Genomic DNA, 19,914 nt, shown 5'->3' on the forward strand with positions numbered 1-19,914 from the left:
ATACCTCTATATATGAAGCGTTTTCCGTACTCAATCCCAAAGCGCCCTTTATTTTATCCAAATTTGTCGTGGACACTCCGTCGGTAAAGCACGCCACCGACGCACTCAAAACCGATGATCGCTTTTTTCTCAGTCTACGCACCGTATTGATCAAACACTGGATGCGCATGAGCAAACCGTCGTATGTGGATTTATTGATTGAAGCTTTGAGGGAGAAGAGAATTTAGAATTTAGAATTTAGAATTTAGAATTTAGAATTTAGAATTTGAGATTGATTTTTTTGATTTGAATAGAAACTTAATCTCCGCGTTCGGCGGCGATCGGGAGAGGGACTTCGATATCGCGTCGAATATGATTAGCCGAAAAACGAATCATCATCACCGTACTGATGACCATCAGACCTGCCGCAAATAAAAATGTATTTCCCATACCCGATGTACCGATAAGCCACGCACCGATAAACGGCGCAACAATACCGCGCAGACCGGTCAGCATCGTGTGAATTCCCATATACAAACCCACCTGCTGCCGCGGAGCAAACTCCATCACACAGAGTTGCCAACTGAGTTGCGCACCGCTCATAGAAATACCTTGTAAAAAACTGGCAAAATAAATCAGTCTGAGATCGGTCGCAAAATAAAACAAAATCACATTGATCGTCGGTAAAATATTGAGCAGAAAACGAATTTTTATCACACCGTATTTATCAATCTGCCGCCCCCAAAATGCAAACGTCAAAAGCATCACCGCCTGCGGAATCACCGTCACGGCGAGCACCGCTTCTTCGTACGTCGCATTAATCCCGTAGGCCGGATCCGTCACGTAAATAGTTTTTACGGGATCAATCATCAGCATGGCAAAACCGAAAATCGCCCAATATCCCATGAAATGAGCAAACGGTTTGTCTTCCCTCAAAATCGTCAAGGCGGATCGGATCGGATGCATCGGTGACGTAGTATGGACTGTCGGAATGATGTTTATTTTTCGTAATTGCCACCCGCCCCACAATCCGACCAAACCGATAATAGGATACACGTACACATAATTATGCCCGTCCAAATCCAGCATCAGTCCGAAAACATACGACGCCACAACAAACGCGATATTAAACACTGTGCGCACGATACCCATCACTTTACCGCGCGAATGATCGGGATAGTTACTCCGATAAATACTCGTCAGAACGGGCGTGTTGAGCGAATTGAATGCATACGCCGCACAGAGAATGGCCGTAAAAAGCCATGCATTGGGGATCAGCGCCGTAGCCACGGCCGTAAGAATAAACAAGGTACGCGCAATGGCATCCGGCACGTACGCATAATTCATTTTATTGGCACGTTCGGCATGGACAGCCGTAAAGATAGAAAACAACAATCCTAGATTGGTCGCACTATAGAGCAAAGCGACTTGAAAATCGGAAGCGGAAAATGATTTTTTGAGAATGACACCGGCCACACCGGCGGAACCGGCCAACACCAGTCCTTTGGAAATGCCATACTTAAAATCATGGCGGAACGTTTCGTAGGCATCATCGGGAACACGATAATGATTGATGATTTTTTTGAACAATGAACGCATACGATAACATCTATCCGAATACAAACTTTAACAAAAGAATTTCACTTCGTACCGACGACTTTTTCCACGAAATAATGATGCATACGCGCATCATCGGTGATCTCGGGATGAAATGTACAAACCAGTACACGCCCGGAACGTGCGGCCAATATGTTCTCTCCGACGGACGACAGGATCTCCGTCGCGGGGCCTGCCGCGACGATTCGCGGTGCACGAATAAACACGGCATGCACGCTTTTTTCACCCAAAACGGGAATCTTGATGTCTTTTTCAAAACTATCCACTTGCCGTCCGTATCCGTTACGCTCGACGGTAATATCAATTAACCCGAAGCGGAACTGCGGCGAATTGACGATGGTTTTGGCAACAAGTATCGAACCCGCGCAGGTCCCGAAAATTGCGCCGCCATTGTCGTAAAATGCCTGTATCGCATCATCCATCACAAATGCGCGCATCAGCTTGATCAACGTGGTACTTTCACCACCGGGAATAATCAACCCGTGCAAGCCCTCCAATTCGGACGGTTTGCGTACCTGCACGGCATCGGCGCCGACAGACTGTGTCATCTTCTGATGTGCCTCAAAATCACCTTGCAACGCCAGCACACCGATTTTTTTTTGCATAAACTTGATCTCTTAATTATTCGTGTTCACCGGCCATGCCGACCATATACTGCGCGATCACATCGGTTGCCGTTTCCCACTCCGGCAGAGGCGACTCCCAGGTGCGATCCTGTGCGCGCCGTAGGTATATCATTTGGCTCATATGATAAAGATAATGCTGCGGGATATGCGCCATCACAGCACCCAACGATTTGTACGGCACTTTGTCCGCCGCCGTGGTTCGTCGATCCAATAACGCATCAGACTCCAATCCGTCGAGAATGGCTTCATATTGCCCCAACGCCTGTTGCAACATAGTTTGGAGTTGCGTGACTGTCGGGCGTTTTATGTCGGCTACATCCGGCGTGATATCATGGCGTTTGTAAAACCACATGTCAACGCGAATGAGGTGACGCATCATGTCTCCGATCGAACGCGATTCGGCCGCCGGTTGCCAGTACAACTGTTCTTCCGTGATACCGTCTAAGGTTTTGATCAGACCTGCGCGTGCGACGCGGTGCACCCGGCGAAGTTTTTCTATTTTATCTTTCATACTTACTATCCGGTGATCGGTTACCATCCCCGATTGGCCAATAATTCACTGGCAGCAAGATTGTCTACATTGATACCGACCATCGCTGCGCCGAGCGACTTCGACACTTCGGCCAATATCGCAGGATCTTTGAAATGCGTCGCCGCTTTGACGATCGCTTCCGCACGTTTGACCGGGTTTCCGGATTTGAAAATGCCCGATCCGACAAATACCGCTTCCGCGCCGAGTTGCATCACGAGTGCGGCATCGGCAGGCGTAGCGATACCGCCCGCTGAAAAATTGGGTACAGGCAGTTTGCCGTTTTTTGCAACCCATTGGAGCAGTTCAAACGGTGCACCCATCGTTTTTGCTTCGCTCATCAGTTCGTCCGTGCCCATCACGGTCAGTTTTTTGATATGCCCGATGATCGTGCGGATATGGCGCACAGCTTCGACCACGTTTCCGGTACCCGCTTCGCCTTTGGTACGAATCATCGCCGCCCCTTCGCCGATACGACGCAGCGCTTCGCCGAGATTGGTCGCACCGCAAACGAAAGGTACTTTGTAATCATGTTTGTATATGTGGTTAGCTTCATCCGCCGGCGTAAGCACTTCACTTTCGTCAATAAAATCCACACCCAGCGATTCGAGGATTTGCGCTTCGACAAAGTGGCCGATGCGTGCTTTGGCCATGACGGGAATGCTGACCGCATCCATAATACCGAGTATCATTTCCGGGTCGCTCATACGCGCCACGCCGCCATCACGACGAATGTCTGCCGGAACGCGTTCCAACGCCATCACGGCGCATGCGCCCGCATCTTCGGCGATTTTAGCCTGCTCGGGATTGACCACGTCCATAATGACGCCGCCCTTCATCATCTCGGCCAAACCGACTTTGACTTTGAATGTCCCTTTGAGAATATTGTCTTCTCCTTGTGTACTTGCTGTCATGATATATTCCTTTCGATTTTTTAAGTGCGCAAATATAATTTTTTTTAATTCAGGGTCAATTGTGATCCTCAACTATCGTTTGAACGGCTGTACGTGACCGCGAACGATACACATTAACAAAATACACACCGATCAGTATCAGTACGCAGCCGATCATCGCACGTACAGTCAACGCTTCCCCGCGGACAAGCCAGCCGAGTATCACGGCGACTAAGGGTGTGGCGACAGGTATGATCGCCGCTTCCACGACGGAAACTTTTTTGATCACCCACATATACACAACAAAGGCGACCGCCGAGCCGAATACGCCGAGGTAAAAAATGCTCGCGACGGATTGCGGTGTCCAGTGCAAACGCGACGTATCTTCGGTAAGTAACCCAGTGCCTAAAAGACAAACGGCGCAGAGAATCATTTGTACCGTTACGTTGACGACGGGATGAATGCCGTCCGCATGTTTTTTGGCATATACGCTGATGACGGCACCGCACAGTGCCGCTAAAATGATGGAAACATCGCCCATCCACGACGTACCGATATGGTGAATATCACGCAGAAAAACAACCGTGACCCCGGCAAAACTAACGACCGTACCGAAAATTTTGACTCCTGTGATTTCATGTTCCGCTAGCCACAGGTATCCGAGTATGATGACAAAAAACGGCATGGTTGCAAAAATAATCGCACCGATACCCGAATCAATATACTGTTCACCCCAGAATACAAAGGCATAATCCAGCATTTGAAAAAAACCCAGAAACAGCATGACACGCCACGAATGCCGGTCGCGGGGAAACGGAATACGCTGAAAGAACATCAAAGCAATCAATAATACCGACGCGATAACAAAACGAATTCCGGCAAATAAAAACGGCGGTAAATCTTCAAGACCGATTTTGATGGCAAGCCAGGTCGAACCCCAGATCAAAGTACAGATCGCAATCGCGATGTGCGGCCAGTAGTGTTTGTGTGACGACAAAAGAACCTCGTGTGCTCTCTATGTATTTTTTATTTTATCGTTAATCGTTTTTTATTGTAATCACATCGCCGGCTTGTACCGTACCTTCGTGTAAAACCTCGGCATAAAATCCGCCCGCTCCCCAATGCGGCGACTCCGGATTACCGTCCCGGGCCAAAGCGTCGTACAAATGCGTCCCGATATCCGCTCCATACACTTTGATCGTATTGCACGGGACCCGCAGCTTGGTGATGCGTAGTATAAGTTTCTCTCCGACTGAAAACGTATCGCCAAAACGAATCGGCGCGTACGGTAACCCCTCCGTCGTAAAATTTTCTCCCAAGGCGCCGGGGAAAACAGGGTAACCGAGTTGGACCAACGATTGATACGTTTCGTTCGCAATCATCAGAACGACTTGGCGCGGCCCGCCGTGAACTTTTTTGTTGTTCCAGTCATCACCTTGTACGCGCTCATTACTGACATACGCGGAAGCGATCTGTTTTTTCGGGATGCCGCCGGACGAAATATTGATCTGTTTGATGATACCTTGCATACGGATTATTCTCTGCAAAATGTGATGTAATCGGTTTGTGCCGGCGTTCCTCCGGCCTTACGCACTTCCATCGCGATCTGCCCGCGATGATAGGTCGAGTGATACAAAACATGCGTTATTATTTCATTAATCGTATTGGAAAACGATTGACCTTGCGTGTTGGTATATGTGATCGTGTTTTCCAGCGCATCGTCTGTTTGCGATGTCATAAAATCAATCCATTGGCGTTCCACGGTTTGAAGTTGCGACTCACATTCTTCCAGAGACCAATCATTCCAAACTCCCTTCACGTGTTTATATTCGCCCGTGATACGAAGAAACCATAAACGTTTGGCTTCTACTAAATGTGAAAAGAGTTGTACGCTACGCGCACGTCCCATACCCAAAGCGCGAATAGATGCATAAGTACGTGCGTCCGCCCAACGATCATACGCCCATTGTGTTTGCAGTTGATCAACTCTGTTTTTGTTCATTTTGTCGATTCCGATTTAGCGCACTGTTAATGTTATCGTACTAATGTTCTAACAATGCCGTGTTAGATTACATCCGAAAATAGTTCATTAAATCAACGAATTTATTACATAACGAATATCATTATAGACGATATCACCAAACTGAAAGGACATGTATGGTTTCATTCCGTCGTATCGCATTGCTGACCTTGGTATTTATTGTTATCGCTTCCACGGTTGAAGCGGCTGATCGCGCTCCGGTTAATGTACTCGAAGCAGCCCGGAAAAATATTATTTTGACGCTCAAGGGCGTTAATGAATCCATGCAAGCGGACGCGATACAGACATTGATCGAGTTGCACCGTCAATATCCTGAAATGGATTTTTCGGAAGCTGTCCCGGCATTGCTTGGCATGCTGGATGGCCATCGCAGTTACAGCGTAAGAATCTTGTCTGCTCTTGCCTTGGCTGAAATTGGCGGAATATCCTACAAAGATGCTATCTCCAAAAGGGCGCTTAATGACCAACATCCGTGCGTGCGTCATGTCTGTGCCGGAATTATGGCTGAGTTTAAAATGTAATTGATTTCCCACTTCGTTTCTTCTTCTGTTGCGCGGCCTTCGGGCCGCTTTTTTTACATCACCGAAGCCAGTGCGGAGTCGGACTCGACCCACGGCGCACTGCCCATTTTTTTCTTAATAATATCTCCGAGTATCGCGATACCTTCATGAATATGCTCCGTCGTTTGCGAAACAAAACCCAAACGCATACCGCCGCCGGCATCCGGGCGCACGGAAAAAAAACGCTTGGGCGTAAAAAGAACACGCCGCTGACGGGCTTCCATCAGCACATCATACTCATCCATACCTTCCGGCAGATCCGCCCACTCAAAAAGACCGCCGGCAGGAACATGGAAATGCACTTCCTCCGGAAAGTACTGACGGGACGCGGTGATCATCGCATCGCGCCGCTCTTTGACAACTTTCATTTTTCTTTTCAGATAGCGATCGAAATGGCCGGCTTCACAAAACTCCAATATTGCGCCCTGAATCAAATAATTGTTTTGCCAGTCCGTGAGGCGTTTGGCGTAATTCAGTTTATTTTGAAACGCGCGATTGGAAGTAATCACCCAACCCAGGCGAATGCCGTGAAATAATATTTTTGAAAAACTGCCAAGCGCGATGACAATACCTTCGTCATCTAATGCCGCAATCGGCACGATCTCCTCGCCCTCCATGCGCAGTTCGTTGGCGTATTGATCTTCGACGATCGGTATTTCGTAATGGTACGCCAGTTCCAATAGATGTTTACGTCGTTCCAGAGGCATCGTTCGGCCCGTTGGATTTTGGAATGTCGGTATCGTATATATCAACTTTACTTTTTGCCGCTCCAGTATCGTTTCAAGAATATCCATGCGCATGCCCTGATCGTCCATGGGAATGCCGATGATATTAGCGCCGAGCGATTTGAATATGCGCCGCGCACCGTGATAGGTTACTTCTTCCGTGATCACCGTATCGCCGGGATTGATCAGAATCCGTGCGATCAGATCTATGCCTTGCTGAATGCCGCTGACCATCGTGATATCCGAACTCTGTACGGTAAGACCGCGTCGTACTAGAAACTTCGGCAAATATTCGACGAACGGCCGAAACCCCTGCGTATCACCCATCTCCAGCAGATCCACTCCGTATTTTTGAATCGCCCGATAGGAACAATTTTGAAAATCAACGAGCGGGAAAAGATGTTTATCCGGCACAACCGAAGAAAATGCAATCATGTCCTGCGGTTTGCTGCATGTGCGCACGATCGTATCAATCGCCTGCATCGAAGGGTCTTCGGGATTGATCCAGTGCTCCGCATACAAACCGTCGAATGAAAAATTACCGGATTTGTTTTGGGCGGCGACCACTCCTTTGGCAGCAACGTGGGCATGTTTACTGACAAAAGTACCGCGGCCTACTTCGGAGTACACAAAACCTTTAACCTCAAGTTCCTGATACGCCTGGACGACCGTATTGCGGTGCACATGCAACTGTAAAGCCAGATCACGCGTAGCGGGTAATTTTTCGTCGGCCTTGAGAATCCCGACGCGGATCAATTCCGTTATACGCCGTTCAATCTGCGTATAGAGCGGAACATCGCTTTCTTTGTTGAGTTCAAACACCATACATCACCTTTACGGAGCTTTGGGTTGATGAATTTTTTTCTTCCACACATAACCGATCCAGAAATAGAGTACACAACACACGGAAAAAACGATCGGGCTTACATAAAAATCAAGAAACGTCAATTCCGCCTTATCGCTTACGGTAAACATGTACATCGTGCCGACCGTACCGATCAAAAAACATACTAAACAACTATAGAGGTAGCCGAACGAACGATGTTCGCGCCATCGCTGCTGATTCTGCCGGCTTTGCATAACGACAAAAATCATCACAAGGATCGCCAACTTAAAAGCGATGACCATCATACCGATAAAAACGGCCCACGCAATGAGGCCTTCGAGTGGTAACATAGAATTATAAATTTTTAGTGAATATTGGTTGTATTAACATAACTAAATCTCATCGCATGCGTTCAGTTTACCAACGGAAGATGTTCGAATTCATCGGGAATTAATTTCGGATTCCAACAAATTTCCCAGCTATACCCATCCGGATCGGAAAAAAAAGCATGGCGCCCGCCCCATACGGCAGGTTGTGCTTCTTTGAGTATTTTTACCTTTTCGTTTTTTAGTTTATTGACCCACGCATCAACATCGTTTTCATTTTGAACATTATGCGATAAAAGGATTCCCGTAGACGAAGGCGATACCGTTTCAAACGACGCGCCGGTTAAGGCGTTCAGCTGTTGAATGGGATATATCCCCAGTACCATACCGCCATTGTCAAAAAGTGTAATCACCGGTGTTTTTTTCAATATTTTGAATCCCAATACATCCGAATAAAAATTCGCCGCACGTTGCATATCCGACACACCGAGTGTTATAAAATGGATTCGCATCGGTTTCACCATTGGATCGTACCTTGCAGATAATCGGCCGCATAACCACCGATATCAACCCGATCACCGCGCAATTTACAAAAAATTTCACCGCCGCGTTTTGAAACCTGAAGTGCATACAATTCATCTTTTCCCAGCCGCTCCGCCCAGTACGGGATCAGCGAACAATGCGCCGAACCGGTGACAGGGTCTTCATTGATACCGACGCTCGGTGCGAAAAATCGTGACACAAAATCCGTCGTATCGCCCCGCGCCGTGACGATAACTTTTTCGCCTAATGATTTTAGCATTGTGAAATCCGGCGACAATGCACGCACCGTCGCTTCGGAGTCAAATACGCAAAAGTAATCGCGTGCTTTAAGAATTACGTCCGGATTGGCGCCAAGACCTTCAACTAATGCCCGCGGCACCGTGCAGGGTAAGGGTTTGCGTGCGGGAAAATCCATAAGCAACTTTCCGTCAGGTAAACGACGTATGGTCAATTTTCCGCTTTGCGTGTGAAAATGTATTTCCGATCGTTCAAAGTGCAGGTGTTCAAAAAGCACATGGGCCGTCGCCAGTGTGGCATGACCGCAAAGATCAATTTCCACTTCCGGGGTAAACCACCGCAATGCAAAATCGTCACCTTGCGGAATAAAAAACGCCGTTTCCGAAAGATTGTTTTCAGCGGCAATACCCCTCATTATTTCATCTTCCGGCCAGACTTGCATCGGGCAAACCGCTGCCGGATTGCCGGAAAAAACTTTACGCGTAAACGCATCCACCTGATACATTGTGATTTTCATTTTTATGATCCCGTATAAGTGATCGTATCGCCGATACGCAGTTTACCGTTTTTTTGCACCGGAATAAGATTCATCCCGAACATAATTTTACCCTCCGCGCTCCGGCGATATGTCGCCAGTGTTTTCAAAGGTTCCGCACCACTTTCGGTTGTCTCCGGATCCACCGTCGTCAGTACACAACGGGAACACCGTTTGACGCCGCGAAACTCTACTGCACCGGTACGCATGATTTGCCATGTATCTTCTTCATGCGCCGCGCAACCGCTTACGACGATATTTGGGCGAAATCGTGTCATCGTCACCGGCGAAGCCAGTTTGGAATTGAGTAATTCTAACGAGGCTTCCGAAATCACCAGCGCTGGATACGCATCGGCAAAACTCACGTGATCATCGGCAACGGCATACTTGCGATCCACCGGTCGTAAAAACTGTGGCTGCATACGAACTAACCGGTAGCGCGCACCGAGAAACTGGCTCAGCCATTCGGCCGGTGCGCCGCCGCAATCCCATGCTTCGCACGTATCTTCCCATACCGTGACGCGGACGATGCTGTGCGGCATAAGATGGATCGGTGTTGCAAAAAGCTCCATCCCCGGCGCCCGCATATACAAAATACCGCTTTCGATCGAGGGTTCGATCCATAACAATGGATGCACCTCACGCGCCGTCACAAAACGACCGGATGTATCCACGATCATAAAACGCCGATCATCGGTAAATCCGTACGCATCCAACGTAACTGACGGGACGGAAAATCCTTTGCAGGATTTGATCGGATAAATGCGAAGATCGCTGATTTGTACCATTTTTATTTTTTTTAAAGTTAATGTTATTTGTGAATACGCCCGATGCGCATAAACATCGGCCATTCGACCGGGCGTTTCTCCGAACCCCAAAGATTGTGCAGTTCACCGGTTATCCAATCAACCGGATCTTTGCCGTGTACTTTTAAATAACCTTGCACGCTGGACCATGTACGCAAGTAGCCGATCAAATCATCTACTGTCAGAGTATGATTGATAGCAAAGGAAGGCGCTGAAATTTCCTCAAATGGAAACGGTATCGTTTTATATTGCTCCTCAACCCAGCGTCGTTCTTTGGGCCAAAATGGCCCGGCTATATCGTAATACAAACGATCTACGAGGATATCTATTTCGTTAGAAATCTTTACACGATCATACGCCCATACTGCGAGAAGAGCGTCCGGCCGAGCTACACGTTTGACTTCGCCGTAAAACGCATGCATGTCAAACCAATGAATGGATGCGGCCGCTGTGATGATATCCACACTACCTGTTTCTAAATGACTTTGTTCTGCGGGTTCTACAAAATAATGAACTTTCGGATGCGGTTGCGCTTGGCGAATCTGCTGTGCGCTGGCATCGGTCGCCGTAACAGTATCAAAAGATTCTGCTAACCGGATTGCCGCCTGCCCATTACCGGTGCCGCAATCCCACGCGTTTTCTTGCCGCGCCGTAAGACTTATCAGCCACGCATAAAAGGGTTCCGGATAATGCGGGCGAAACGTCGCATAGGCTTCCGCATGACCGGAAAAATGATCTTTAAATATTATATCCATTCTACCACGTCGTCGAGCACTGCACGTGCAGGGCTCCAATTTTCTTCTTTGACTAAAATATAATCCGTATCGAACGTCGAGACGGCAAAAATACTGATCCCGGCTTCACCAAGCGGTGCGATCACCGAAGCCAATACGCCCGTCATTTCAAAAGGTATCGGTCCCACGATTTTAAAAGCACGCCAACCGTGTTCAGCTCGGGCATCCGGCGGGACAAGGATTTGTTTACACACGATACTCAATTCCTCATCTGTTCGCGTAACCGAAAAAAAACCATCTTTCGATTGGAGCCAGGGCGGCCACGGCGCATCCGATGCTAAACGAACAACCGACAATCCGGCCGGTCCGTTTTGTATTCGGAGTTTGGTTTTCATGAACGCAACGCCTCTCGAATATCATCAAGTATATCCGTGGCGTTTTCGATACCGACGGACAATCGCATCAGCGCATCCGTAATACCCGCTTGTTTTTTTTCCTCGGCCGAAAGGCGCAGATGTGAAGTTTTAGAAGGCATACACAGTGTGGATTCTACACCGCCAAGACTCAGCGCCGGCTTGATCAATCTCAGTTGTTCTAAAAATTGATCCGGTGAAATAACCGCGGTATCAATATCAAAGGATAACATCCCGCCAAAACCTCGCATCTGACGCTTCGCAACGGCATGACCGTCGTGCGATGCCAGCCCGGGATAATAAACGCGTTTGATACGTTTCTCATTTTGCAATGCTTCAGCCAGCGTCATCGCATTATGATTATGACGGTCAACCCGAACCGAAAGCGTTTTGATACTGCGCTCCAGCAGATAACACGTTTCGGCATTGAGGCTACCGCCGAACATGTTGGCTTTTTTTCGAATCGCATCCGCTAACGCTTCGCGGGTAACGATCACACCGCAACAAATATCGCTATGCCCGCCGAGATACTTGGTACCGCTGTGCATTACGATGTCTATTCCGAGTGCGATAGGATTCTGATTGACGGACGACGCAAACGTATTGTCAATCATCGTCGTGACGCCGTGCTTTTTACCGATGGCCGCGATCACCTCTATATCTATGATTTTGAGCAACGGATTGTTAGGCGTTTCGATGTAGATCAATTTGGTGTTGGGCCGAATTGCCTTTTCATACTCTGCAGGATCCAGCGATCGGACAAACGAATATTCAATACCGAGCGGTTCCAGTTGTGTCGCTGCGAAATGGTACGTACCGCCGTAAATATCGTATTGCAGTAAAATATGATCGCCTTTGCGGGCTAATGTGAGCATCGTCGTGCTGATCGCCGCCATACCGGAGCTAAACAATACACCGGCTTCGGCTTTTTCCAATGCGGCAATTTTTTCAATGACCGCCTGTTGGTTCGGTGTATTGTAATACCGCGGATACACCATCGGCCCGGCGGTTTTGTATTCAAACGCCGTAGAAGTATAAATCGGTGTATTGACACCGGGAAATTCACCGCTGCGTTTGGTACCGGCATGGATACACAAGGAGTCATCCGATAATTTTTTCTGCATCACAATTTCCTTTTTTTAAGATGGTTTGAAAATCAACCACAAGCCGCCCATACATAAAACAATACCGGTTATTTTTTCCCATGATAAATGTTCATTGAAAAACAGAATGCCTATGGGCAAAAGCAAAAGTGTCACGGTCACATTGGATGTCACGGCGCCAAGACTGATATTCCACCCGGCACGGTAAGCCAGTAAAAAGCCAATTTCTATGCCGACGATCGCAATACCGACAGCCAACGTGGCCCAGTTGACATCCCGCCAACCTGCTTGCGTTAGATGGGTATCGCTAAAAAACGGATACAAACATAACGAGGTCGTCAACGCTACCGCATAAGCGATGATCGTCGGAATGATCGGATTGAGATGCGACGGTATGGATTTTTGTGCGATATGGTAGATCACGTTGGATGCCACCGTCAACATCATCGGAAAATAAAAAGATTTCATAGATCTTTCGGTTAATAGCCGATTTATTTTTTTAGATAGCGCTCTTTGATGATGCCCACATGGTGCAATTCATGCCCGACTAAAATATAAGCCATCGCACGTACGCTGGTTGTGCGCCCGTTGGCCGTGCCGCGCTCCTGCAACGCTTCGTCGTCCAAGCTTTCAAATAGCGTGAGCGAAGCGGCCCGCACGGTTTGGTATTCGTTCAAAATACTCTCTGCGGTACGCTGCGTTGCTTTGGACGCGGGTACGTATATGTTTTCATCAAATCCCGGCAAATCGGTTTTGTCTTTTCGCGCAAAACGAAGCGCACGATACGAAAAAATTCGTTCGGCATCGGATAAGTGCATCAAAACTTCTTTGATACTCCATTTTCCTTCAGCATAACGATAGTTCAACAGATCTTCGCTCAATGGGCTAATGAGTTTTACGGTATTCTCTACACCTTGCCGCATTTGTTGTACAATATCGCCGTCCGGTACTTTGCTTACGTACGTTTCAAAAAACGAGGGGTATTCATCTTTCGTTGGACGCATATGCGCTCCTGTTGGTTATGGCTTATTATAGATGACGTCTTTCAATAACTTAATAGCCGACGTTTTTACTGCGGCGTTCCATCAATACCACGTCGCGCCAAACTCCTTGATACTGACCTAATTTCTCTCGATAGCCTATTTCACGAAATCCGCAAGCTGCGTGTAATTTCAAACTGGCTGTATTCTCGCGTAAAATTCCCGCTTGTAAAGTCCACAATCCTTGCGATTCCGATGAAACCGTCAATTGATTAAGTAGTTTTTTTCCAATTCCTTTTCCCTTATAAGCCGGGTGAATATACACACTCACCTCAGCTACACCGGCATATACACAACGGCCGGACACCGGCGTCAATGCAGCCCATCCGGCGATAATATTATTATCCATCGCCACAAAACGGCATTGCGGTATATGTGCTTTATCCCATGCCTCCCAACTCGGTACGGATGTTTCAAGCGTAGCATTTCCCGTTTCAATGCCGGCCTGATATATGGCGGCGACTTCCGGCCAATGCTTAGACTCCATCATTTGCAATGCGTATGTATTTGTTGTCGCGTTCACTTTATTTTTCTCCGGCTTTGATGGATCCACCGGCCGTCGTATTAAATGCGCATGCATGCAAAATCAATTGCCCATTAGTTGTATCGGCGCTCATGCTGATCCACCCGTAGTGATGTTGATCGCTTACGGTAAAACGTACGCCCACAAATTGATGATTCGCTTTAGACCAATTGCCCCGCCAGACGGAATCGGTAGCAGATGTATAAAGAATCGAACACAAATCATTTTCGAACACATCCCATTGTTTAGGACTTGCGGGCGACGATGAAATAAGCGCGTTCTGAGCAAGAGCGGGTATCTCCGCTGATGAAGTATTGTACAACACGGCATTGGAAGTGGTGCCGTTGATTACAAACTGCAACACGGTTTTTCCGTCTTCCTGCATTAGTGATGTGGTGAAGGAATAATCCTCCGCACCGTTGCTATCCAGATCCACCGTCTGCGGTGACAGATATTTGACGGCACGATCATTGAGCGAACGATGAAAAATTTCTTTCTCTGACGAAGTTTTATCTTCGCCGCATCCGATCAATATCAAAACACACGATACGGTTAGAGTCATTCGTAACATACGTTTCCCCGATTTAGTTACTTAGAAATAGTAAATTGTAAAACATAACTTTTTTTACCTGTACTTATATCATATCTGCATATTTTCTTAGTACGCGTTTTTTGAACTTTATTTCAACGCTGTTGTTACGGGTAAAAAATAGCGATACGTATCTGTGTTGCGCTGATAACCTAATTTTTCATACAGCGCCTGCGCTTGAACATTTTCAACACCTGTTTCCAGTTCAATGCCTTTAGCGCCTGTTTCGACGGCAAAGCGACGTGCTTTTTCCATCAAAGCCTCACCGACACCCGATCGGCGCGCCGTTTGGCTCACGTATAAATCATTAAGTAACCAAACCGGTTGCATGGACACCGATGAAAAAAGAGGATACAACTGCGTAAAACCCACGGCGTTTTCTTTCGCATCCAGGGCTATAAAAACAACGGACTCCCCGTTACGAATCCGGGTCGATAAAAAAATTTTGGCCGCCGATTCATCGGACGATTGATGATAAAACATTTGATATGCATCAAAAAGTGGTACCAATTTGTCTATATGCCGTTCTTCACAGCGTATGATATTCATCCGCGTTTCCTTTTATTCTTCGATGTTTTTTTCACCTGTTTTGTTTTTGCTTTTTTGGCCGGTTTGTTTTTTCCTGTCCAGCCCATACGAACACGCAAACCATTGATGTGCTCGCAGTGTTTTTCACCATGATTGGCATACGTCAAAAGAATACGCTCCAGTGACATTACACCGTTTGCGGGATGCATGACTGTCCGCGACCAATCGGATTCTTGCACGCGATCCCAAAACTGTCCCCATCGTGCATGCAACGCTTTGATAATCGTCATCGAATAATCCACCGGTAAACTCTTGCCGTCTTCCATTTCTGCCCAGGCATCCTGATCGTACGGTTTGATCGTCGGATGATCTTCCGACACAGCCAGTTTAGCCCGGATATAGGCATTCATATGCGAATCGGCGATATGATGCACAACCTGACGCGGCGTCCATCCGCCTTCACGATACGGCGTATCCATTTGTTTTTTGTTCAAGCCGGCTATGGCTTTTTCTAAGTTTTTGGGTAAGTCTTTGATCTTTTTTATCAGTATCCCACGTTCATCGCGTGTCATATCAATTCCTTTTTATTTATACAACCAACATTATTTGCTATTGTTTTGAATCAATGCCACTTTGAATGGCAGTAGTTGGGCTGTCATGACACCCGCTTGCACAGCGGCGTCACCGGCCATGATTTTTTGTGCCGCACTTTCATCCGTCGCCCAAAACACCGCGATACCAAACGTATTTTCATTCATCACATCCGTTCGTCCTGCAAAAATCAAAGTACCTTCAGCCAACAAGTTTTTGAGGTAATTGAAATGACGTCCGACGGCCGCGTTATCTGCCTCTTTCCAGTTTTCTTCTTTGAGTAAATCCGGCCGAAGTTTGAGGACATACACAAATTGTTTTTTACCGGTATTTTTATCGGCCGGTTTTTTTTCTTCCTGCGCACAAAGTACGCTCGCCATAAAAACCCATAGAACCACATAACGCATCATAGAACCTCCGGGATGGTAACGGTGTGTGTTTCAGTTTTGTATATTTCAAATCCAAGTTTTTGATACAGCGGCAAAGCCCTCGGGTGATCAAGCGAACACGTATGCACCCAAAAACGCTGCGGCTTATATTGCCACGCCTTTTCGATAATCCAGGTCAGCAAAAAGCGGCCGTAACGTTTACTGATAAATTCCGGTATGATGCCAAAATATTTCAATTCGATCTCCCCGGCTATACGACGATCTATCTCCGCATAACCTGCCGGCACACCGCGATCATACAGAACATAAACTTCCACCAGCGCATCCTGCGTCTCTTCGGCCAATTCTTCATCCGCCATTTTTTTTCGATCTATCCAATTCCAATCCGCACCCACCGCATCGTACAAAAACCGATAAAACTTTACCGTCGGATTTTCAGCGCGAATGATCACACAATCGGGCGGCATCGCTAGAGTTTCGATGGACGGTTTTTGATGCATCGCCAGGTACGTCGTGACGACGCTTACGTCTTTCGTTTTCATAGACGGTTTTCCTTGGCGATTTTCGAATAAATATTCATATCTACGATTTCCATCAACCGTTCGGGTTTCGCGGTTACATTAAATCCAAATTGTTTGTAAAGCCCATGTGCGTCAAGCGTGGCCAGCATCCATCGCCTCAGGTTTTGCAATTCGGGATGACTTTGGATGCATCCCATCAGCCATTTGGACAACCCTTTACCGCGGTGCGAAGCGACAACAAAAACGTCGGCAAGGTACGCAAATGTAGCATAATCCGTGATCACCCGTGCAAAACCGATTTGCTTCGCTTCATGATAGATGCCAAAACAAAGCGAATGACGTATGGATTTTTCCACAACAGACCGGGGAATATCTTTTGCCCAATAAGACGCGCCTAAAAAACCATGAATCACATCCACATCCAGATTTTTTGGATCGGTATCAATTACGTACGCTTCGTTTTTCCAAATCATTGTTGCGCCCATAAGTAAACATTTAAAATTTAAGAAAATTCCGGTGTATGTTTTTCCATCAGATCGGCTATCCGATGGGAATTTCCGTCTTTGCTGTTACGCAATTGACGAATAATATTTTCATAATCCGAGCGGTGACGATTCTGGCTCAATTTGAAAGCCGCATCCACCTTTTCTATTTGGATTTCTATCCCCACCAAACCTTGGGCTTCGCGGTTGTAATAATCTTTCGGTAAGGATTGAACAGAATATGTATTGCCGTGTGCCGATTCATATGTATCTACCAATACGGTGAGCATTTCACGAATAGCTTTCGGATCATCTATGATACGGGCGCGCCCCGCGATGTGGACGGACGCATAGTTCCACGTCGGCACATTGACATGATCATACCATGTCGGCGTGATATGCACATGCGGCCCCAGAAAAACCGCCAAAACGGTCTGACCTTCCACGTCTTTCCATTGCGGATTGGCCTTGGATATATGCGTACGCAGCACACCGTGCGGGCTTCCGTCGGAAAGCCACTGCATCGGTATGTGTGTGGCCCATGGCTTGCCGTCCGATTGACTGAATAACGTTCCAAATTCGTACTCCGCCACAAACGTACGAATCGTATCTATATCCGTGATCCGATATCGTTTTGGAATGAACATACGTTACTCCGCAGTGATGGTTTTTGTTGCGGCCCTCAACCCGGTTTTTTCGGCGGCCTTGACGATGATCTCCCAATTGAAAAGTAAAATAGCCACGGCGAGGAGACTGTATGAAATCACAGCCAGCTCGTTCAGGTCTTCGCCGTACCATACGATCGCCGTGACGAAACTAATAATCGGGTTGATGTAAATCAAAAACGCAAGCTGGGACGAACCCATACCGTTGAGCGCGTACAGATTGAGCAAAAGCGGTGTTACGGTAAAAACGATCGCAATGATCGTGACATTGATCCAGAAGTGCATCGGCAAATCAACCGGTGCAGTATGTATGGGATCCATCGTCAAAAGTAATGCTGTGCCAACGATCATTTGCAGAGCGAGATTGGTACGGCGCGGCATATACGTGTTTTTACGTTGAGTGATCAGATAAAAACTATACGACAGCGTGATCGCCGCTATGTATGCCATCTGGCGCGCATCCACATTGGCCATCAAATAACAACTGACACCGCTCATCGCTACCGCGGCCCACCGCATCGCATTCAGTTTCTCTTTGAGCAGGATCAATGCCAAAAACGCAGTCGCTATGGGTAAAATCAAATAAGAAAACGAAGCGGCGTTGATGCTGACATGATTGACTACATAAACGTACGTTACCCAATTCGTCGCCAAAAGTCCTCCGCCGATAGACGTCAATATCAGCATATGCAAAAAATCTTTTTTTGAGCGACGGTATAATCCTCCGATCGCTTGCGAAGTCTCACCCCACAAAAGGAGCGCTACACCTGTCATGGCCAAAGCCGCCAGCAAAATGCGATAAAAAATTATTTCGTAATCATCAAACCCTTGCAGTTTTTTCAAAAAAATGGGAACAAACCCCCAAATCACATAAGACATTAATCCGCTAAAAAAGTACTTTTTGGAACTCATAATGAAATATAGTCCAATTTTTTAATTAATAAATAGTCCAATATGTCATTCGTTTGATAAAGGTAGTCCAATATAGGATACATTTACACTGTCAAAAAGTACCAATTTTTGTGTTTTCATTATAGACCATTGTATTTTTTTCTAAAAATTTTTGTTTTAATGGTACAAATCAAATCCTTGCGGCGCATCGAAGAAACACATTCGCAAATAGCATAGAATTGCCTTGCTAAAAACAGCCTTCCCGCCTATATTGCCGCGAAATTTCCGAGATTTTGTGTTGCCTTCTATGGAGCTTAAAAGCCGTCACTTGCTCGGCCTCAAAGGAATGAGCGCTGAAGAGATCGAGCTGATACTCGAGACGGCTCTGTCGTTTAAAGAAGTTCTCAATCGCCCTGTAAAAAAAGTTCCCACCCTTCAGGGTTTTACCATTGCTAATTTGTTTTTTGAGCCGTCCACCAGAACGCGCATCTCGTTTGAATTAGCTCAAAAAAGATTGTCCGCCGACACGGTCAATTTTACACCATCGGGCAGCAGTACATCCAAAGGCGAAACGCTCAAAGATACCGCGCGTAATATTGAAGCTATGAAGGTAGATATGGTGGTGATTCGCCATTCGGCTGCGGGTGCGGCTTGGTTTTTATCGCAACGTTTACAAACCAATGTCATCAATGCCGGCGATGGAGCGCACGAACATCCGACACAAGCACTTTTAGACATATTGACTCTGCGTGAAAAATACGGATCTCTGAAAGGTTTGCGCGTAACCATCGTGGGCGATATCACCCACAGCCGCGTGGCCAAATCCAACATCTATGCGCTCAAAACATTGGGCGCGGAAGTTGCCGTCTGCGGACCGCCGACGTTTATCCCGCGTAACATGGCGGACCGCCATTCGGATGTGCTCAATGTGCTGCGTATCCAGCTTGAACGTCAGTCTTCAGGACTCTTTCCGTCCATTCGTGAATACCATGCGCGATTTGGTATTAACAAAGAAAAATTAGCGCTCGGTTCGAAGCATATGACGATCATGCATCCGGGGCCTATCAATCGCGGCGTAGAGCTTGACAGCGAAGTGGCCGACGGCGAATATTCCGTCATCTTGGATCAGGTGCTCAATGGCGTCGCCACACGCATGGCCGTAATGTATCTTTTGAGTGTTACTAAATAGTTTTTTTTTAATG

At 47.1% G+C, this 19,914-nt stretch carries 29 protein-coding genes; 3 read left to right on the forward strand and 26 right to left on the reverse strand.

Annotated elements, in window-relative coordinates; genetic code table 11:
* Window positions 1-227, forward strand: a 227-nt coding sequence (locus tag HUU58_15010) for a hypothetical protein (GenBank protein ID NUN46983.1), incomplete at its 5' end; no start/stop codon positions are given.
* A 70-nt stretch (window positions 228-297) separates the two neighbouring features.
* Here the strand turns inward: HUU58_15010 and HUU58_15015 are convergent.
* From HUU58_15015 to HUU58_15045, 7 genes are all read right to left on the reverse strand, one after another.
* On the reverse strand, window positions 298-1,578 hold the full coding sequence (locus tag HUU58_15015) for an MFS transporter (protein ID NUN46984.1): 1,281 nt from the start codon (window positions 1,576-1,578) through the stop codon (window positions 298-300).
* Between the two features lie 41 nt (window positions 1,579-1,619).
* Window positions 1,620-2,201 (reverse strand): pyridoxal 5'-phosphate synthase glutaminase subunit PdxT, encoded by a 582-nt coding sequence (gene pdxT, locus HUU58_15020; protein ID NUN46985.1) that lies wholly within the window; start codon window positions 2,199-2,201, stop codon window positions 1,620-1,622.
* Between the two features lie 16 nt (window positions 2,202-2,217).
* On the reverse strand, window positions 2,218-2,733 hold the full coding sequence (locus HUU58_15025) for a DinB family protein (protein ID NUN46986.1): 516 nt from the start codon (window positions 2,731-2,733) through the stop codon (window positions 2,218-2,220).
* A gap of 20 nt (window positions 2,734-2,753) precedes the next feature.
* Window positions 2,754-3,635 carry a pyridoxal 5'-phosphate synthase lyase subunit PdxS gene (gene pdxS / locus HUU58_15030; protein NUN46987.1) on the reverse strand — a complete coding sequence of 294 codons (882 nt, stop codon included), beginning with the start codon at window positions 3,633-3,635 and terminating at the stop codon, window positions 2,754-2,756.
* Between the two features lie 85 nt (window positions 3,636-3,720).
* Window positions 3,721-4,641: an EamA family transporter gene (locus HUU58_15035; protein ID NUN46988.1), complete on the reverse strand. Its 921-nt coding sequence runs from the start codon at window positions 4,639-4,641 to the stop codon at window positions 3,721-3,723.
* A gap of 40 nt (window positions 4,642-4,681) precedes the next feature.
* The gene (locus tag HUU58_15040; protein NUN46989.1) at window positions 4,682-5,173 is read right to left on the reverse strand and encodes an MOSC domain-containing protein; all 492 of its coding nucleotides are present in this window, start codon (window positions 5,171-5,173) and stop codon (window positions 4,682-4,684) included.
* A 5-nt stretch (window positions 5,174-5,178) separates the two neighbouring features.
* Window positions 5,179-5,646, reverse strand: coding sequence for a DinB family protein (locus HUU58_15045; GenBank protein NUN46990.1), 468 nt, complete (start codon window positions 5,644-5,646; stop codon window positions 5,179-5,181).
* A 155-nt stretch (window positions 5,647-5,801) separates the two neighbouring features.
* Between HUU58_15045 and HUU58_15050 the strand changes: the two genes are divergently transcribed.
* Window positions 5,802-6,206 (forward strand): hypothetical protein, encoded by a 405-nt coding sequence (locus HUU58_15050; protein NUN46991.1) that lies wholly within the window; start codon window positions 5,802-5,804, stop codon window positions 6,204-6,206.
* Between the two features lie 53 nt (window positions 6,207-6,259).
* Here HUU58_15050 and HUU58_15055 read toward each other — a convergent pair whose 3' ends face one another.
* The 19 genes from HUU58_15055 to HUU58_15145 form a co-directional block, all read right to left on the reverse strand.
* Window positions 6,260-7,795 (reverse strand): PLP-dependent aminotransferase family protein, encoded by a 1,536-nt coding sequence (locus HUU58_15055; protein NUN46992.1) that lies wholly within the window; start codon window positions 7,793-7,795, stop codon window positions 6,260-6,262.
* Between the two features lie 9 nt (window positions 7,796-7,804).
* Window positions 7,805-8,146, reverse strand: a complete 342-nt coding sequence (locus tag HUU58_15060) for a hypothetical protein (protein ID NUN46993.1) — start codon at window positions 8,144-8,146, stop codon at window positions 7,805-7,807.
* 62 nt (window positions 8,147-8,208) lie between these two features.
* The gene (locus HUU58_15065) at window positions 8,209-8,634 is read right to left on the reverse strand and encodes a VOC family protein (protein ID NUN46994.1); all 426 of its coding nucleotides are present in this window, start codon (window positions 8,632-8,634) and stop codon (window positions 8,209-8,211) included.
* 5 nt (window positions 8,635-8,639) lie between these two features.
* Window positions 8,640-9,419, reverse strand: coding sequence for a PhzF family phenazine biosynthesis protein (locus tag HUU58_15070; protein ID NUN46995.1), 780 nt, complete (start codon window positions 9,417-9,419; stop codon window positions 8,640-8,642).
* Between the two features lie 2 nt (window positions 9,420-9,421).
* Entirely contained in the window at window positions 9,422-10,288 is an 867-nt protein-coding gene (locus tag HUU58_15075; GenBank protein ID NUN46996.1) for an MOSC domain-containing protein, read from the reverse strand.
* Window positions 10,249-10,998, reverse strand: a complete 750-nt coding sequence (locus HUU58_15080) for a class I SAM-dependent methyltransferase (protein ID NUN46997.1) — start codon at window positions 10,996-10,998, stop codon at window positions 10,249-10,251. Before HUU58_15080 ends, HUU58_15075 begins: the two co-directional genes overlap by 40 nt.
* Entirely contained in the window at window positions 10,989-11,372 is a 384-nt protein-coding gene (locus HUU58_15085) for an ACT domain-containing protein (protein NUN46998.1), read from the reverse strand. Before HUU58_15085 ends, HUU58_15080 begins: the two co-directional genes overlap by 10 nt.
* Window positions 11,369-12,514, reverse strand: a complete 1,146-nt coding sequence (locus tag HUU58_15090) for an aminotransferase class I/II-fold pyridoxal phosphate-dependent enzyme (GenBank protein NUN46999.1) — start codon at window positions 12,512-12,514, stop codon at window positions 11,369-11,371. The genes HUU58_15085 and HUU58_15090 overlap by 4 nt, the downstream gene beginning before the upstream one ends.
* A gap of 15 nt (window positions 12,515-12,529) precedes the next feature.
* A complete protein-coding gene (locus HUU58_15095) occupies window positions 12,530-12,961 on the reverse strand; it encodes an EamA family transporter (GenBank protein ID NUN47000.1) in 432 nt (143 codons plus the stop codon).
* Between the two features lie 23 nt (window positions 12,962-12,984).
* Window positions 12,985-13,497, reverse strand: a complete 513-nt coding sequence (locus tag HUU58_15100) for a DinB family protein (GenBank protein ID NUN47001.1) — start codon at window positions 13,495-13,497, stop codon at window positions 12,985-12,987.
* 49 nt (window positions 13,498-13,546) lie between these two features.
* Window positions 13,547-14,023 carry an N-acetyltransferase family protein gene (locus HUU58_15105; protein ID NUN47002.1) on the reverse strand — a complete coding sequence of 159 codons (477 nt, stop codon included), beginning with the start codon at window positions 14,021-14,023 and terminating at the stop codon, window positions 13,547-13,549.
* 34 nt (window positions 14,024-14,057) lie between these two features.
* Window positions 14,058-14,627 carry a hypothetical protein gene (locus tag HUU58_15110; protein ID NUN47003.1) on the reverse strand — a complete coding sequence of 190 codons (570 nt, stop codon included), beginning with the start codon at window positions 14,625-14,627 and terminating at the stop codon, window positions 14,058-14,060.
* Between the two features lie 108 nt (window positions 14,628-14,735).
* The gene (locus HUU58_15115) at window positions 14,736-15,194 is read right to left on the reverse strand and encodes a GNAT family N-acetyltransferase (GenBank protein ID NUN47004.1); all 459 of its coding nucleotides are present in this window, start codon (window positions 15,192-15,194) and stop codon (window positions 14,736-14,738) included.
* A complete protein-coding gene (locus HUU58_15120) occupies window positions 15,191-15,745 on the reverse strand; it encodes a putative metal-dependent hydrolase (protein NUN47005.1) in 555 nt (184 codons plus the stop codon). The genes HUU58_15115 and HUU58_15120 overlap by 4 nt, the downstream gene beginning before the upstream one ends.
* 30 nt (window positions 15,746-15,775) lie before the next feature.
* Window positions 15,776-16,144, reverse strand: coding sequence for a hypothetical protein (locus HUU58_15125; protein NUN47006.1), 369 nt, complete (start codon window positions 16,142-16,144; stop codon window positions 15,776-15,778).
* 26 nt (window positions 16,145-16,170) lie between these two features.
* A complete protein-coding gene (locus HUU58_15130; protein NUN47007.1) occupies window positions 16,171-16,695 on the reverse strand; it encodes a GNAT family N-acetyltransferase in 525 nt (174 codons plus the stop codon).
* Window positions 16,692-17,147: a GNAT family N-acetyltransferase gene (locus HUU58_15135; protein ID NUN47008.1), complete on the reverse strand. Its 456-nt coding sequence runs from the start codon at window positions 17,145-17,147 to the stop codon at window positions 16,692-16,694. The genes HUU58_15130 and HUU58_15135 overlap by 4 nt, the downstream gene beginning before the upstream one ends.
* Window positions 17,148-17,176: 29 nt before the next feature.
* Window positions 17,177-17,803, reverse strand: a complete 627-nt coding sequence (locus HUU58_15140) for an FMN-binding negative transcriptional regulator (GenBank protein ID NUN47009.1) — start codon at window positions 17,801-17,803, stop codon at window positions 17,177-17,179.
* 3 nt (window positions 17,804-17,806) lie between these two features.
* A complete protein-coding gene (locus tag HUU58_15145; GenBank protein ID NUN47010.1) occupies window positions 17,807-18,733 on the reverse strand; it encodes an EamA family transporter in 927 nt (308 codons plus the stop codon).
* Between the two features lie 286 nt (window positions 18,734-19,019).
* Between HUU58_15145 and HUU58_15150 the strand changes: the two genes are divergently transcribed.
* The gene (locus HUU58_15150; GenBank protein ID NUN47011.1) at window positions 19,020-19,901 is read left to right on the forward strand and encodes an aspartate carbamoyltransferase catalytic subunit; all 882 of its coding nucleotides are present in this window, start codon (window positions 19,020-19,022) and stop codon (window positions 19,899-19,901) included.
* Window positions 19,902-19,914: the final 13 nt, after the last annotated feature.

This window comes from bacterium (assembly GCA_013360215.1).
Classification (GTDB): Bacteria; CLD3; CLD3; order SB21; family SB21; genus JABWCP01.